This is a genomic window from Sphingomonas suaedae (assembly GCF_007833215.1).
Classification (GTDB): Bacteria; Pseudomonadota; Alphaproteobacteria; order Sphingomonadales; family Sphingomonadaceae; genus Sphingomonas; species Sphingomonas suaedae.
This window is the reverse complement of the sequence record NZ_CP042239.1, coordinates 1,366,630-1,380,964: the sequence shown is the minus strand read 5'-3', so window position 1 is coordinate 1,380,964 and position 14,335 is coordinate 1,366,630. Positions and strand designations below refer to the sequence as shown.

Here is a 14,335-nt window from a genome sequence, read left to right as displayed (position 1 = left end):
TTCATGAACGTTGTGGTCGCAGCGGCCAAAAGGTTCGAAATTGAGCCGTTTCACTCGATGGACGTTCCTCACTAATCCAACTTCAGGGACGGTGATCATCGACAGTTTAAATCTGACTTAGATCATTATGTCACGCAGCTAGTACTGGACAATAGTCTCCGCTCGAAACGAGATTCCGTCGAGGTTCTGCCTAAGACCAAAGATCAAATTCGAACGTACGTTAGTGGTCTTCGGCAATGCATCGAGAACGGCAACATGACAGAGGCCAAGCGCGAAGCCTTGCTCTCAAAGCTAGATGCATTTGAAAAGGAGTTGGAGAAGCGCCGCTTAAACATGCTCGCGGTGGCGCGTCTCACGTATCTTATCCTGGCTGTTCCCGGCACGGTGTGGGCGTCAGTAGACATCACCCATAAGCTTACCACGAGCATTATGCAGACCGTCGCTGAGGCGAAGGCAGCCGAGGAAGAGACTAAACAGCTTCCCGCGCCCGCACCGCCTAAGGCTTTGAGTGCTCCTCGCAAGGGACCGACTCCTGCTGCGAGTTGCGGCTTTTCCGATGACCTTGGTGATGACGTGCCGTTCTGAGAACTGCGCAAGACGCTTACGATGGGCTTACGCGTGGCCGTCACGGACCGCCTTCACCCCAAGTGGAGGGTGTAAATGGCTATAAATAAATGAAAAATTGGTCGGGGCGACAGGATTCGAACCTGCGACCCCCACACCCCCAGTGTGATGCGCTACCAGGCTGCGCTACGCCCCGACCGAAGGCAGGCCCTCTAGGCGCGGGCGCCGCGCGATGCAAGGGGGATCGGATATGGTGGTGCGGGGTCGCGACAGTTGCGCGGCCGCAACACTCATGGTAGCGCCCGCGGCTTGAACCGGGGGGCCTCGCTCCCCACCATTCAGGCCCACTAGTCCAGGCCCGGGAAACCCATGATCATCACCCCAGCATTTGCACAGGCCGCAGGCAGCGCGGCAGGAGCCGGCAGCGCCGCCGGATCGTTCCTTTCGATCGCGCCGCTCGTCCTGATCTTCGTCGCCTTCTACTTCCTGATGATTCGCCCGCAGCAAAAGCGGATGAAGACGCTTCAGGCGTCGATCGGGGCGATGAAGAAGAACGATACCGTGGTCACCGCCGGCGGGCTGGTCGGCAAGGTCGTCTCAGTCGACGACGTCTACGCCAATGTCGAGATCGCGCCGACCGTGAAGGTCAAGGTGGTCAAGGCGACGATCGTCGAGGTCCAGCCGCTCGGCGGCAAGCCCGCGAACGACTGACCGGGATCCGCACGCAGATGCTCGATTTTCCGAAGTGGAAGATATGGTCGGTCTGGCTGACCATCCTCGTCTTCACCTTGTGCGCCGTGCCCAGCTTCATGCCGCAGAGCGTGCGGGCCAACTGGCCGGGCTGGGTGCCCCAGCCGACGGTCAATCTCGGCCTCGACCTTGCGGGCGGCAGCTACATCCTGCTCGAAGCGGACATGTTCGATTTCTCGCGCGTGCGGCTCGCCGCCAAGCGTGACGAGATCGAGACGGAGTTCCGGCGCCAGGATCCGCGCATCGACATCGGCGACATTTCGCTGCGCGACAATCGCATCACCTTCATGGTGCGCGACGCGAGCCAGGTGGATGCGGCGCGTGAGCGGCTGCTGACGCTGGCGGGCAGCGGCGTCGGGATGACCGGCCAGCGCGAATGGACGATCGAGGTGCGGGATTCGACCCGCTTCATCGTCACCCCGACCCAGGCGGGGATCGCCCAGGCGATCGATCAGGCGATGAACGACGCGCGTGAGGTGGTGGATCGCCGCATCAACGCGCTCGGCACGCTCGAACCGACCATCGTTCGCCAGGGCGCGGATCGCATTGTTGTCCAGGTGCCGGGGCTTCAGGACCCCGAAGCGCTCAAGGCGTTGCTCGGCAAGACCGCGCGGCTCGAATTCAAGCTGGTCGATATCACCGCCAATCCGGCCGACATTGCGCGTGGCGTCGCGCCGATCGGCAGCGAGATCATGCCCTATCCCGATGCCCCCCCCGGCATCCCCTATATCGCCTATCCGACCCAGGAAGGGCATCAGCCGCAGATCGCGCTCAAGCGCCAGACGATCGTCAGCGGCGACCAGCTGATCAACGCGCAGCAGGAATATAACCAGAATCAGGAAGTCGTGGTCGGCTTCACCTTCGATGCACAGGGCGGCCGCCGCTTCGCGCAGACGACGCAGCAGAATACCGGCAAGCCGTTCGCGATCATCGTCGACGGATCGGTGATCTCCGCGCCGAACATCAACGAACCGATCCTCGGCGGTCGCGGCCAGATTTCCGGCGGCTTTACGGTCGAAAGCGCGAACCAGCTCGCCATCGCGCTGCGCTCGGGCAAGATGCCGGTTCAGCTCAACGTGGTCGAGGAATCGACGATCAGCCCCGAACTGGGCGCCGAATCGATCGAAAAGGGGATCATCGCGGGCATCGTCGGCACCGCCGCGATCGTCGTGCTGATGCTGCTCGCCTATTTCCGCTTCGGCATCTACGCCAATATCGCGCTGGTCGTGAACGTCATCATGATCATCGGCATCATGGCGCTGTTCAACGCAACGCTGACGCTACCCGGCATCGCCGGCTTCGTGCTGACGATCGGCGCGGCGGTGGACGCGAACGTGCTCATCAACGAGCGCATTCGTGAGGAATTGCACCGCGGCCGCGCCAACAACGCGGCGATCGAGTTCGGCTACAAGGAGGCGAGCCGCGCCATTTTCGACGCGAACGTCACCAATGTCATCGCCGCCTTCATCATGTTCATCTTCGGCGCGGGGCCGGTGCGCGGCTTCGCCGTCGTGCTGACCATCGGCATCGTCACCTCGGTCTTCACCGCGGTCACCTTCACCCGCCTGATGGTTTCGAACTGGCTCAAGACCCGGCCCAAAGAGCTGGTGATCTGAGGATTATCGACATGCGTCCCTTGAAGCTCGTTCCCGACAATGTGAACATCGACTGGATGCGCTGGCGCCATATCGCCACCGCCATCACCGTCGCGATGGTCGTCGTGTCGATTACCCTGCTGGTCATGCGCGGCCTCAATTTCGGCATCGATTTCGTCGGCGGCCAGAATATCCGCGTCACCTTCTCGCAACAGGTCGATATCGATTCGCTGCGGATGCGGGTGGATTCGCTCGGCTATGGCGAATCGACCGTTCAGCAATTCGGCTCCGCGCGCGAAGTCGCGATCCGTATGCCGGTGCCGGGCGATGATCCCGAGGCCACCGCACGCGCCGTCGCGCAGGTGCGGGCGATGGTAGAGACCAACTATCCCGGCGCGCATATCGCCTCGGTCGAGGCGGTGTCGGGCAAGGTATCGGGCGAATTGTTCCAGAAGGGCGCGATGGCGCTCGGCTTCGCGATGCTCGCGGTCGCCATCTATATTTGGTTCCGCTTCGAATGGCAGTTCGGCGTCGGCGCCCTGCTCGCGCTCGCGCAGGACATGATCGTGACGCTCGGCTTCTTCGCTGCGACCCAGCTCGAGTTCAACCTCAACACCGTGGCGGCGTTGCTGACGATCATCGGCTATTCGCTCAACGACAAGATCGTGATCTTCGACCGCGTGCGCGAGAATTTGCGAAAATATCGCAAGATGGAGATCATCCCGCTGCTCAACCTCTCGATCAACGAGACGCTGGCGCGTACCGTGATGACCTCGCTGACGCTCATCACCGCACTCGCCGCGCTGGTGATCCTGGGGCCCGACGTGATCTTCGGCTTCTCGCTTGCGATGCTGCTCGGCATCGCCATCGGCACCTGGTCGTCGATGTTCGTCGGCAACGGCATCCTGATCCAGTTCAAGGTCGGTCCGGGCAGCTTCAAGTCCGAAGAGGAAAAGGCGGCCGAGGCCAAGGAACAGGCCAAGGCGACCGGCCAGGTCAGCTTCAAGGACATGCCCTGAGGGTCGACAAGACCCGGGTCGAAGGGCCGGTTGTCTCGGGCTTCAGCGGCCGGGGCTTCCGCGTCGATGAGGGCGTCTATGACGGGCTGCTGCTCACCCCTGCGCGCGCGGAAGGCTGGGCGCCCCCGCCGGTCGATGCCCTGACGCCCGAGGCCTTCGCCCTCCTGCTGGCGATGGACCCGCTGCCCGAATTCGTCCTGCTCGGCACCGGCAGCCGGTTGCGGCGCCCGTCGCCCGCACTGGAAGCGGCATTGCCCTTCGGGATCGAGGTGATGGACAGTCGCGCCGCCGCGCGCGCCTGGGGCGTGCTGCGCGCCGAACTGCGCTGGATCGCCGCCGCGCTCTACCCCCTGGACTGAGCATACCCGATCTTCCAATATGGCTCGAAGTGCGGCATGACCTCTGTAAGAACAGAGGGAGAGGATCATGCTGACTGCCGCAATCGCACTCGCCGCCGCCCAGGCCGCCGCACCCGCGACCGCCGACTATCGCGATACCGCCAACTGGCTGTGCCGTCCCGGACGCCAAGATGCCTGCACCGTCAATCTCGATGCCACGGTGGTAGCGCCAGACGGCACCCGCACCGTCGAGCCGTTCAAGGCGGCGGCAAACCCGAAATTCGATTGCTTCTATGTCTATCCCACCGTGTCGACCGACGATACGGGCAACAGCGATCTCGTCATCGACGATGCCGAACGCCGCGTCGCGATGATCCAGGCGGCGCGCTTCCGCGAAGTGTGTCGAGTCTTCGCGCCGATGTACCGGCAGGTGACGCTGAAAGCGTTGCGCGACATGATGGCGGGCAAGCCGCTCTCGGCAAATCCTGCGCTCGGCTATGCCGACGTCAAGGCCGCGTTCGACGACTATATGAAGCACGACAACAAGGGGCGCGGCGTCGTCCTGATCGGCCATAGCCAGGGCGCACGGATGATTTCCGAACTGCTTCAGCGGGAGTTCGACGGCAAGCCCGATCGGATGAAGCAGATCATCTCGATCATGCCGATCGGCTTCAACCTCGATGTCACGGCGGGGCAGCGCACCGGTACGCTCAAATCAATCCCGACCTGCGCCAGCGGGACCGAAACGGGGTGTGTCGTCACCTATGTCAGCTTCCGCTCGACCGTCCCGCCGCCGGCGAAGACACGGTTCGCCCGCACGACTGCGCCGGGGATGCAGGTCGCCTGCACCAATCCCGCCGCGCTCGGCGGGGGCAGCGCGACGCTCGACGCCTATCTGCCGACCGGTTCGCTGCTCGGCACCGCGCCGCCGGTCGAATGGAGCAAGGGCGGCGCGACCGTGACCACGCCCTTCGTCAAGCTGCCCGGCATGGTGACCGGCGCCTGCGTGGAGAGGGGCGGGGCGAGCTATTTCGAAATCACGCTGAAGCCCGACCCTGCCGATGCGCGCGCCGATGACATCCCGGGCGATGTGATGGTCGGACCCCAGAGGCTCGACGACTGGGGCCTGCACCTTATCGACATGAACCTCGCGCTAGGCGACCTGGTCGACCTCGCCAAAACCCAGGCGGCGGCGTGGGAGAAAAAGCGCTAACCGCGCACCAGCCCCACCAGGTGATCGTAAAGCGCCGCGCTGTTCGCCTCCCAGGTGAACCCCGCGGCGCCCGTGCGTACCGCGTCGGACGACGGCGGTTCCGCAATGAGCCCGCCGATCGCTTCCGCAAAGGCCGCCGCAGTCCGCGCGACGATCCGGCCATGGTCGGGCGCCGTCACCAGTTCGCGCGCGCCGCCCGCATCGGGGATCACCACCGGCGTCCCGCTCGCCAGCGCCTCGACCCAGGCGTTGGCTAGCCCTTCGGACGAGGAGGCGAGCGCCATCACATCCGAAGCAGTCAGCAGATCGGGCAGCGTGTCATGCGCCACACTTCCGATCAACGTCACCCGGTCGCTCAACCCCAGCCGCGCGATCTGCGCCGCCAGCCTCGGCCGTTCAGGGCCTTCGCCCGCGATCATCAGCCGGACTCCGGGCAGAGCTGCCATCGCCTCGATCACGATCTCATGCCCCTTGCGCGGGATCAGCGCGCCGACGCTGGCGACCAGCGGGCCGGCGATGCCCAGCGCCGCCTTCGCCGCCGCCCGGTCGCGCGGGGCAAAGCGGTCGAGGTCGACGCCGGTGCGGTGGACGCGGATCTTCGCCGCATCCATTCCCAGTGCCACCATATCGGTGCGCATCGAGTCCGACACGGCGAGCAGTCCGTCGGCCGCCACGCCCGCCGCGATCACCTGTCCGCCCGTCGCGCTGCTGTGGCCCCAATGATGAATGTCCGCGCCCCGTGCCTTGATCGACACCGGCACGCCGAACGCACGGCTCAACGCGACTGCCGCGACGCCGTCGGGAAAGAAAAAGCTCGCATCGATCACATCGAACGCGAAATCGCGGCGGATCCTGCGCAGCAAGGGCTTGAGGCGTAGCGTCAGCATCCGCGCATGAAAACGCCCGCCGGTTCCGGGGAGATTTGGAAAGCGCGGTCGCCACGTTTCGACGCCCTTCCAGACCTCATGGGCGGGGAGGGCGGACAGGGCGGCATAATGGCCCATGCGCGACAGCGGCCAGGGGGGCACGCCGATCGGCGCCACCAGTTTCAGCTCGACATCGGGATGCGCCGCCAGTCCCAATGTCTGGCGCTCCACGAACACCCCGAAATTGGGCCGCGAAGCGTCCGGGTACAGCGACGAAAGGGTGAGCACGCGAAGCATTGCCCGCGCACTACACCTTTCGCGTTAACTTAGCTTTGCGCGACGCGGATCAGCGGCAGCGCACTTCGCCCTTGTCGACCTGCGACCCGACCACCGCGCCGCCTGCGGCACCGATGACCGTGCCGAGCGTCTTCGATCCGCCCGGAGCGATGATGTTGCCCAGCACGCCGCCCGCCAGGCCGCCGATGATCAGACCCGCGGTGCCATCGCTGCGTTTGCAGTAATAGCGGCCGTCGCGGCCGACATAGACGCGATCGCCGCGACCCAGGCGTCGCTCCTGATAATTGCCGTCGCGATAATAGCGCGGCGCATCCCAGTAATCGCCTCCGCTGGCATAGCCGGGACGGTCGGCGCCATAGCCAGTGCACGCGCCAGTCATCGCCATCGCGGCGGCGCTGAGCGCGATCGCTCCCGTCTTCATCGGATTAATCATTGGGCATCTCCCTAACCATTGACGCCCCCCACACATGTTCCACGAACGAAACGGGGCGCGGAAATATCCCGCGCCCCGCCAATTTTCTGGATTTTATCTCGATGTTAGCGGCAGCGCTTCTTGCTCCCGCTGCGCTCGATCTCGCGCCCCGCGACCGCGCCAGCTGCGGCGCCGAGCAGCGTACCCACGGTCCGGTCGCCCCGGGTGTCGATCGTCCGGCCGACCAAGGCGCCGGCAACGCCACCGACCACCAGGCCGGTCGTTCCGTCGGACTTGCGGCAATAGCGGCGTCCGTCGCGGCCCTTCCACTCACGATAGCTGTAGCGCTTCTTCTTGCTCTGCGCCTGTGCCTCATTCGACATATTGGGGACCATCACCGTCGCGGGAACGGCCAGCGAAGCGGCGCCAAGCGCCAGCATCAGGTTACGCATCGTACATACTCCATCTTCCTGAACACCCCGCCCCAACGCGGCGCTTCTGGCGTGGGTTTCATGAACGGAACATTTCGTGCAGTTCATCTTGGATGCAGGAAGCACGAACGCTCATCGCCACGCTCGGTCTCGCCCCGCACCCGGAGGGTGGCTGGTACAAGGAAACCTGGCGCGCGCCGCCATTGGTCGCAGGCGGGCGGTCCCCCGGCACCGCGATCCTGTTCCTGCTCGAACAGGGCCAGCAGTCGCACTGGCACCGCGTCGATGCCGACGAACTATGGCTGTGGCACGCCGGCGCGCCGCTCGATTTGAAGATTGGCGATGCGGCGGACGCCAATCCAGTCACGATCCCGCTTGGCGGCGACGTCGCCGCTGGCTACATGCCCCAGGCGCGCGTTCCCGCGACTCGCTGGCAGGCTGCGGACGCGCATCGCGGCTGGGCATTGGTCAGCTGTATCGTCGTCCCCGGCTTCGACTTTGCCGGGTTCGAACTGGCCCCGCCCGACTGGTCCCCGCCCGAAAGCTGAAACCACTCCCGCGATCCACGTTATCCACAGATGGTAACGTGCATTCAGCGCTTCGTCCGACTCGCAAGTCGTGACAGCATCGTCAGGCAGGCAGATGAGGAAGCAGCGGGAAACCAAAGCGAAATCAACTGCTTGTCACGGACTCCCCTGCGATGGTGCCTTCGGGAAACCGCGCAGGACGGGACGGGGACGCCACCCCGGGAAACCGCGATTTCGATGTTCGCATCGGTTTGGCGGCGACGAAACGGACAGGCGTCCGACGGCATCCTCCGGTCTAGCGCCGGGGATGACGGGCGGAAGGGCAGGGGCCGATGCCTTCGGGCAGCGGTTCGGACCGGAAGCCTTGGACGCAAAACCCGTCTTCGGACCGGGTGGAGCGGGTTGCAGCGGAGGAGCATCGCCCTCGGGCATGTTCGGAAGATGCAACCACAGCCGCGACGAACACCGTCAACCCTTCGGGGCGACAGGATCGGCGCGAGGCCATCGAGCGAAACGACCCCTTGGGGATCGTGCCGCAGTGATGACCGGACCGCGATACCGGAACGCCGCAAGGCGCGAAGGATCGCAAGGACATCGAGGCGGGTTGGCGGCTCTCCGGAGCCGCGCCCGTCCCGGTGACCGGCCAGCGGCCGCACGCCGGACGCTGGAACGCATGGCTCCGCATCCCTTGCCGGTTAGCGGAACCGTGCCTGCCGCCGCCGCAGCGCGCCCGTCTCCCGGATGGGCAAGCGAGCGGGTGGCGACACCGGGGGGCTGACGGAAACGTCGGCCCCCTTTTGGTTTCAGGGCGGCGCAGAGGCACACCCTCCGTCTCCCTCTCGCCTTCAGGGGAGAGGGCCGGGGAGAGGGGGACTCTGCCACAAGCGAAAGCCCTGAAGTTCCAGGCCCCTCCAACCCCCTCCCCGCAAGCGGAGAGGGGGCGATACGCTCCCCCACAACTGTCACCCCGGATTTGTTCCGGGGTCCACCCTGCTTCACCTCCGGCGTTCGAGCCTCCTGCTACGCGCTTGCCCCCCGGTGGACCCCGGCCCAGGGCCGGGGTGACAAAATGAGGCTGGACCACTGGAGCGATGTCGCTACCGCCTGTCCTCAATGTCCGTCGACTCCCTCCACCTCGCCCTCGCAGCCGCGATGTTCTTCGGCGCATTGCTCTATTCCAGCGTCGGGCATGGCGGCGCATCGTCCTATATCGCGCTGATGGCGTTGTTCGGCGTGCCCGCCGCGACGATGCGGCCCACCGCGCTGGTACTCAACCTGATCGTCGCTGGCCTCGGCTCTATCCGTTATGCCCGCGCAGGGCTGTTCCGCTGGCGGACACTCTGGCCCTTTCTGGCGGGAGGATTCCCCGCGGCGTTCGTCGGGGGGGCGATCCATGTTCCCCCCGAAATCTATCGCCCGATCATGGGTGCCGTCCTGCTCTTTTCCGCCGCGCGGATGCTCTGGCCGCGTGAACTCAGGGCCGAGCGCGAATGGCACGATCCTCCGATCTGGCTCGCCATCCTCGCGGGTGCGGGCCTCGGCCTCCTTGCGGGCCTGACCGGCACAGGTGGGGGCATCTTCCTCTCGCCGCTGTTGCTGTTCCTCGCCTGGTCGGCGCCCAAGCCGGCATCGGGCGTGGTCGCGGTGTTCATCCTCGCCAACTCCGCCTCGGGCCTTGCGGGCAATCTCGCCTCGGTCGGCAGCCTGCCCCCCGAACTCCCGCTCTACGCGGTCGCGGTGCTCGCGGGTGGCCTGATCGGCACGACGCTCGGCATCAAATTACCCCAGAAATGGGTCCTGCGCGCGCTCGGCCTCGTCCTGCTGGTGGCGAGCGCCAAGCTGTTCGGGGTGTATTGAACTGCGTTCGCCGGCAGAGACACACGCTGTTCCCCGGCGAAGGCCGGGGTCCAGTATCACGGAGCGCGAGGTGTAATCCGCCGCTCCAGATCCATCGCAACTGGACCCGGGCCTTTGCCGGAACAGCTCAGGCGGAGCCCAGCCTACGGCCTGCGCAGCGTTCGGGCTCGCGACGCCGGTTGTGGTGGCTGCCAGCATCAGCAGAGACGGCGCTTCAGCCGCCAACCGCCTTTTTCAGCTTGTCGAAGAACCCTGTCGACACCGGGCATTCCTCGCCCGTTTCGAGCGCGCGGAACTGTTCGAGCAATTCGCGCTGCTCGCAGGTCAGTTTGGTCGGGATTTCCACCTCGATCCGCACGACCAGGTCGCCGCGTCCACGGCCCTGCAGCACGGGCATACCCGCGCCGCGATGGCGCACCTCGCGCCCGCTCTGGGTGCCGGGATGGAGGGGGATGCGGTGGACCTCGCCATCAGGTCCGGGAATTTCGATCTCGCCGCCCAGCGCAGCCGTCGTGAAGCTGATCGGCGCGCGCGCGAACAGCGTCGTGCCTTCGCGTTCGAACAGCGAATGCGGCCGGATATGGATGAAGATATAGAGGTCGCCCGGAGGGGCACCGCGCGCGCCGGCCTCGCCCTGGCCGGACAGGCGGATGCGCGTGCCTTCGTCCACGCCGGGCGGCACATTCACCGCCAGCGTCACCGTCTTGTCGACGCGCCCCTCGCCGCGACAGTTGCGGCACGGATCGGCGATCGTCTGTCCCGCGCCATGGCAGGAGGGACAGGTCCGCTCGACCACGAAAAAGCCCTGCTGCGCGCGCACCTTGCCATGGCCGCGACAGGTGGCACAGCTCTTGGCCATCGTCCCCGGCGAGGCGCCGGTGCCTCCGCATGGCTCGCACGGGCCAGACACGTCGATGGTGATGTCGGTCTGCTTGCCGTGAAAGGCGTCTTCCAGCGTGATTTCCATGTCATAGCGCAGGTCCGCGCCGCGCCGGGTCTGGCCGCCCCGTCCGCCACCGCCCATGAACTCGCCAAACATGGATTCGAAGATATCGGCAAAGCCGTCAAAGCCCTGACCGCCGCCACCCATGCCCTGCGGCCCGGCATGGCCGAACCGGTCATAGGCCGCGCGCTTCTGCGGGTCCTTCAGGACGTCATAGGCTTCGTTGATTGCCTTGAACTTGGCTTCCTGCTGCTTGCACCCGCCATGTTTGTCGGGGTGGCACTGGATCGCGAGCTTGCGAAACGCCGACTTGATCGTCGCGTCATCCGCATCGCGCGAACAGCCTAGCAGTTCATAATAGTCAGTCTGGGTGGTCATTCAAAAAGCCCTCTCCCCTTCAGGGGAGTTCGGGGTCGGATCGTCTCCCAGACGATCCTGAACCGTGCGGGGCACGGTTCACCCCGAACTGGTTGGGAGAGGGGCAGTAATCGCAGTGGTGAATCCTGCATTGCCCCACTCCCCCTCTCCCCGGCCCTCTCCCCTGAAGGGGAGAGGGAGGGGGTGTGATTACGCCTTGTTGTCGTCCACCTCGGAGAATTCGGCATCGACGACTTCCTCGCCGCCAGCCTCACTCCCCGCAGCCGCGCCGTCCGCGGCCGGGCTGGCTTCGGACTGCTGCTGCTTCTCATAGATCGCCTGGCCCAGCTTCATCGCGACCTGGGCAAGCGCCTGGCTCTTCTCGTTCATCGCATCCGCGTCGCCGCTCTCGACAGCCGCCTTGGCCGCGTCGATCGCCGACTGGATTTCGCCCTTCAGCGCGTCGTCGACCTTGTCGCCATTCTCGGCGAGCTGGCGTTCGGTGGTGTGGATCAGGCTTTCGGCGTTGTTCTTCGCCTCGGCCGCCGCACGGCGCTTCTTGTCCTCTTCGGCGAACTGCTCGGCGTCGCGCACCATCTGGTCGATGTCGCTGTCCGACAGGCCACCGCTGGCCTGGATACGGATCTGCTGCTCCTTGCCCGTGCCCTTGTCCTTGGCGGACACGTTGACGATGCCGTTGGCGTCGATGTCGAACACGACCTCGATCTGCGGCACGCCGCGCGGGGCAGGGGGGATGCCGACGAGGTCGAACTGACCCAGCATCTTGTTATCCGCCGCCATTTCGCGCTCGCCCTGGAACACCCGGATCGTCACCGCCTGCTGATTGTCATCGGCAGTCGAATAGACCTGGCTCTTCTTGGTCGGGATCGTGGTGTTGCGGTCGATCATGCGGGTGAACACGCCACCCAGCGTCTCGATGCCGAGGCTCAGCGGGGTCACGTCGAGCAGCAGCACGTCCTTGACGTCGCCCTGCAGCACGCCGGCCTGGATCGCCGCACCGATCGCCACCACCTCATCGGGGTTCACGCCGGTATGCGGTTCCTTGCCGAAGAACTCCTTCACGATCTGGCGCACCTTGGGCATCCGCGTCATGCCGCCGACCAGCACCACTTCGTCGATCTGCGCGGCCTTCACGCCCGCATCGGCCAGCGCCTTGCGGCACGGCTCCAGCGTGCGCGAGATCAGGTCGTCGACCAAACGCTCCAGCTCGGCGCGGCTAAGCGTCTTGACCAGATGCTTCGGACCATTCTGGTCCGCGGTGATGAAGGGCAGGTTGACCTCGGTCGTCTGCGCCGAGGACAGCTCGATCTTCGCCTTCTCGGCGGCTTCCTTGAGCCGCTGCAGCGCGAGCTTGTCCTTGGTCAGGTCGATGCCCTCGGTCTTCTTGAACTCGTCGGCGAAATACTGGACCAGCTTGGAGTCGAAGTCCTCGCCGCCCAGGAAGGTGTCGCCATTGGTCGCCTTCACCTCGAACACGCCGTCGCCAATCTCGAGGATCGAGATGTCGAACGTGCCGCCGCCAAGGTCATAGACCGCGATCGTCTTGCCGTCGGTCTTCTCGAGGCCATAGGCCAGCGCTGCCGCGGTCGGCTCGTTGATGATGCGCAGCACTTCGAGGCCCGCGATCTTGCCCGCGTCCTTGGTCGCCTGGCGCTGTGCGTCGTTGAAATATGCAGGAACGGTGATGACCGCCTGGCTTACCGTCTCGCCCAGATAGCTCTCGGCGGTTTCCTTCATCTTCTGAAGGATGAACGCGCTGATCTGGCTCGGCGAATAATCCTCGCCGCCCGCCTTGACCCATGCGTCGCCGTTCGCACCCTTCACGATCGTGTAGGGGACCAGCTCGGTGTCCTTCTTGGTGATGGGATCGTCAAAGCGGCGGCCGATCAGGCGCTTGACCGCAAAGACGGTATTGTCGGGGTTGGTGACCGCCTGGCGCTTGGCCGGCTGGCCGATCAGTCGCTCGCCGTCCTTGGCGAAGGCGACGATGGACGGCGTGGTACGCGCGCCCTCTGCATTCTCGATCACCTTGGGCTTGCCGCCCTCCATCACTGCCACGCAGCTGTTGGTCGTGCCGAGATCGATTCCGATAACCTTACCCATGAGTCCTCATTGGCCCCCGTGTGCTAAATCAAGTTAATCCAGTGCGTTACCGCGCCCCTGAAGCGGCAACGCGGCCTTCACAAGGGGCGATATAGGAGTGCCGCGCCTTGCCGCAAGCCCATGCCCACCCTAGGAATTTCCATAAGGTTCCCGAATCGGGAGGAGGAGTTCGACGATGCGGTCTGCGATGATGGCGATGGCGGCGGCGGTGACGCTCGCCGGATGCGAGCAGGCGCAGCTTGGGGTCGAGGATGCGTGGGTGCGGCTTCCTGCCGTATCCGGTCGTCCGGGCGCTGCCTATTTCACCGTAAAGGGCGGTGCGGACGCGACCAATCTGCTCGCCGTGTCCAGCCCCGTCGCGCTGCGCACCGAGTTGCACGAGATGAAGCATGAAGGCGGCATGATGACGATGGCGCCGATCAAGGATGTGCCGATCGCCGCGCGCGCCACCGTGGCGTTCCAGCCGGGCGGCAAGCACGTCATGCTCTACGACATTTCTCCCAGCGTCCGCGCCGGGACCAAGGTCCCGCTCCGCATTGCCTTCGCCAACGGCCAGACGATCGAGCTCGAGGCCGAAGTCCGCGCGCCCGGGCAGGAGAAATAGGGCAACGCGTCGTGGATCAGCCGCTGGGTTCGCCCCCGGCGGTTATGCGCGGTTCCCATAATCGCGAAAATACCGAACGATAATGCCATGCGAGAATGGCGAGCCAGACGGGCCAGATCGTGCCCCAGACATAGCTGTGCGTCAGAAACCAGTGAAAGCCCGCAATCACCAGCACGGGCGGCGCCAGCAGGATCAGCCCGATGGGTGCCGATCGGTCAAACAGCATGGCAGTGCCACCGATCAGAAAAACGACGATCAATGCCGGGTTCATGAACCCGGACTCGTTCAACGCCTCGGTAAAGCGGGCGGCAGCAGCTACTGTTTCGGGCGGGTGTTGCCCCCCGAACTGGACCAGGATCATGATCGTCGAGAGGATGAAGAAGAGGCCGAGCAGGACTCTGGCGATCGTCCACCCATAGCGTCGATACTGCATGGTCG

General features: G+C 65.1%; 15 protein-coding genes and 1 tRNA gene. 9 read left to right on the top strand and 7 right to left on the bottom strand.

What is annotated here, in order from left to right:
* Nucleotides 1-255: 255 nt before the first annotated feature.
* Entirely contained in the window at nt 256-585 is a 330-nt protein-coding gene (locus tag FPZ54_RS20015) for a hypothetical protein (protein ID WP_222428355.1), read from the top strand.
* 98 nt (nt 586-683) lie between these two features.
* Here the strand turns inward: FPZ54_RS20015 and FPZ54_RS06585 are convergent.
* Nucleotides 684-760: transfer RNA gene (locus FPZ54_RS06585), tRNA-Pro, on the bottom strand.
* Between the two features lie 173 nt (nt 761-933).
* Between FPZ54_RS06585 and yajC the strand changes: the two genes are divergently transcribed.
* The 5 genes from yajC (at nt 934) to FPZ54_RS06560 (ending at nt 5,479) form a co-directional block, all read left to right on the top strand.
* Nucleotides 934-1,275: a preprotein translocase subunit YajC gene (gene yajC, locus FPZ54_RS06580; protein WP_145845890.1), complete on the top strand. Its 342-nt coding sequence runs from the start codon at nt 934-936 to the stop codon at nt 1,273-1,275.
* Nucleotides 1,276-1,292: 17 nt separating this feature from the next.
* A complete protein-coding gene (secD, locus tag FPZ54_RS06575) occupies nt 1,293-2,930 on the top strand; it encodes a protein translocase subunit SecD (protein ID WP_145845889.1) in 1,638 nt (545 codons plus the stop codon).
* Nucleotides 2,931-2,941: 11 nt separating this feature from the next.
* Complete coding sequence (gene secF, locus FPZ54_RS06570) at nt 2,942-3,928, top strand: protein translocase subunit SecF (protein ID WP_145845887.1); 987 nt, start codon at nt 2,942-2,944, stop codon at nt 3,926-3,928.
* The gene (locus tag FPZ54_RS06565) at nt 3,925-4,287 is read left to right on the top strand and encodes an MTH938/NDUFAF3 family protein (protein ID WP_145849614.1); all 363 of its coding nucleotides are present in this window, start codon (nt 3,925-3,927) and stop codon (nt 4,285-4,287) included. Before secF ends, FPZ54_RS06565 begins: the two co-directional genes overlap by 4 nt.
* Before the next feature lie 67 nt (nt 4,288-4,354).
* A complete protein-coding gene (locus FPZ54_RS06560) occupies nt 4,355-5,479 on the top strand; it encodes a DUF3089 domain-containing protein (RefSeq protein ID WP_145845886.1) in 1,125 nt (374 codons plus the stop codon).
* Here FPZ54_RS06560 and FPZ54_RS06555 read toward each other — a convergent pair.
* From FPZ54_RS06555 to FPZ54_RS06545, 3 genes are all read right to left on the bottom strand, one after another.
* The gene (locus FPZ54_RS06555) at nt 5,476-6,642 is read right to left on the bottom strand and encodes a glycosyltransferase (RefSeq protein ID WP_145845885.1); all 1,167 of its coding nucleotides are present in this window, start codon (nt 6,640-6,642) and stop codon (nt 5,476-5,478) included. The genes FPZ54_RS06560 and FPZ54_RS06555 overlap by 4 nt on opposite strands.
* Nucleotides 6,643-6,691: 49 nt before the next feature.
* Nucleotides 6,692-7,075: a glycine zipper 2TM domain-containing protein gene (locus FPZ54_RS06550; protein ID WP_422396560.1), complete on the bottom strand. Its 384-nt coding sequence runs from the start codon at nt 7,073-7,075 to the stop codon at nt 6,692-6,694.
* Between the two features lie 104 nt (nt 7,076-7,179).
* On the bottom strand, nt 7,180-7,506 hold the full coding sequence (locus FPZ54_RS06545) for a glycine zipper 2TM domain-containing protein (protein WP_145845883.1): 327 nt from the start codon (nt 7,504-7,506) through the stop codon (nt 7,180-7,182).
* A 92-nt stretch (nt 7,507-7,598) separates the two neighbouring features.
* Here FPZ54_RS06545 and FPZ54_RS06540 point away from each other — a divergent pair, with 92 nt between their 5' ends.
* Nucleotides 7,599-8,033, top strand: a complete 435-nt coding sequence (locus FPZ54_RS06540; protein ID WP_145845881.1) for a cupin domain-containing protein — start codon at nt 7,599-7,601, stop codon at nt 8,031-8,033.
* 1,092 nt (nt 8,034-9,125) lie between these two features.
* Nucleotides 9,126-9,869, top strand: a complete 744-nt coding sequence (locus FPZ54_RS06535) for a sulfite exporter TauE/SafE family protein (RefSeq protein WP_145845880.1) — start codon at nt 9,126-9,128, stop codon at nt 9,867-9,869.
* A 214-nt stretch (nt 9,870-10,083) separates the two neighbouring features.
* Here the strand turns inward: FPZ54_RS06535 and dnaJ are convergent, their stop codons facing one another.
* Together dnaJ and dnaK are read right to left on the bottom strand one after the other, a co-directional pair.
* A complete protein-coding gene (gene dnaJ, locus FPZ54_RS06530) occupies nt 10,084-11,190 on the bottom strand; it encodes a molecular chaperone DnaJ (protein WP_145845879.1) in 1,107 nt (368 codons plus the stop codon).
* A gap of 189 nt (nt 11,191-11,379) precedes the next feature.
* A complete protein-coding gene (gene dnaK / locus FPZ54_RS06525) occupies nt 11,380-13,293 on the bottom strand; it encodes a molecular chaperone DnaK (protein ID WP_145845877.1) in 1,914 nt (637 codons plus the stop codon).
* A 175-nt stretch (nt 13,294-13,468) separates the two neighbouring features.
* Here dnaK and FPZ54_RS06520 point away from each other — a divergent pair, with 175 nt between their 5' ends.
* Nucleotides 13,469-13,897, top strand: a complete 429-nt coding sequence (locus FPZ54_RS06520) for a copper chaperone PCu(A)C (protein ID WP_145845876.1) — start codon at nt 13,469-13,471, stop codon at nt 13,895-13,897.
* 16 nt (nt 13,898-13,913) lie between these two features.
* Here the strand turns inward: FPZ54_RS06520 and FPZ54_RS06515 are convergent, their stop codons facing one another.
* Complete coding sequence (locus FPZ54_RS06515) at nt 13,914-14,330, bottom strand: hypothetical protein (protein WP_145845875.1); 417 nt, start codon at nt 14,328-14,330, stop codon at nt 13,914-13,916.
* Nucleotides 14,331-14,335 lie beyond the last annotated feature (5 nt).

Excerpts from the sequence above, each read along its gene's own strand:
- FPZ54_RS20015 (WP_222428355.1), top strand. The coding sequence starts at position 256 with ATGACAGAGGCCAAGCGCGAAGCCTTGCTCTCAAAGCTAGATGCATTT.
- yajC (WP_145845890.1), top strand. The coding sequence starts at position 934 with ATGATCATCACCCCAGCATTTGCACAGGCCGCAGGCAGCGCGGCAGGA.
- secD (WP_145845889.1), top strand. The coding sequence starts at position 1,293 with ATGCTCGATTTTCCGAAGTGGAAGATATGGTCGGTCTGGCTGACCATC.
- secF (WP_145845887.1), top strand. The coding sequence starts at position 2,942 with ATGCGTCCCTTGAAGCTCGTTCCCGACAATGTGAACATCGACTGGATG.
- FPZ54_RS06560 (WP_145845886.1), top strand. The coding sequence starts at position 4,355 with ATGCTGACTGCCGCAATCGCACTCGCCGCCGCCCAGGCCGCCGCACCC.
- FPZ54_RS06555 (WP_145845885.1), bottom strand. The coding sequence starts at position 6,642 with ATGCTTCGCGTGCTCACCCTTTCGTCGCTGTACCCGGACGCTTCGCGG.
- FPZ54_RS06550 (WP_422396560.1), bottom strand. The coding sequence starts at position 7,075 with ATGATTAATCCGATGAAGACGGGAGCGATCGCGCTCAGCGCCGCCGCG.
- FPZ54_RS06545 (WP_145845883.1), bottom strand. The coding sequence starts at position 7,506 with ATGCGTAACCTGATGCTGGCGCTTGGCGCCGCTTCGCTGGCCGTTCCC.
- FPZ54_RS06540 (WP_145845881.1), top strand. The coding sequence starts at position 7,599 with ATGCAGGAAGCACGAACGCTCATCGCCACGCTCGGTCTCGCCCCGCAC.
- FPZ54_RS06535 (WP_145845880.1), top strand. The coding sequence starts at position 9,126 with ATGTCCGTCGACTCCCTCCACCTCGCCCTCGCAGCCGCGATGTTCTTC.
- dnaJ (WP_145845879.1), bottom strand. The coding sequence starts at position 11,190 with ATGACCACCCAGACTGACTATTATGAACTGCTAGGCTGTTCGCGCGAT.
- dnaK (WP_145845877.1), bottom strand. The coding sequence starts at position 13,293 with ATGGGTAAGGTTATCGGAATCGATCTCGGCACGACCAACAGCTGCGTG.
- FPZ54_RS06520 (WP_145845876.1), top strand. The coding sequence starts at position 13,469 with ATGCGGTCTGCGATGATGGCGATGGCGGCGGCGGTGACGCTCGCCGGA.
- FPZ54_RS06515 (WP_145845875.1), bottom strand. The coding sequence starts at position 14,330 with ATGCAGTATCGACGCTATGGGTGGACGATCGCCAGAGTCCTGCTCGGC.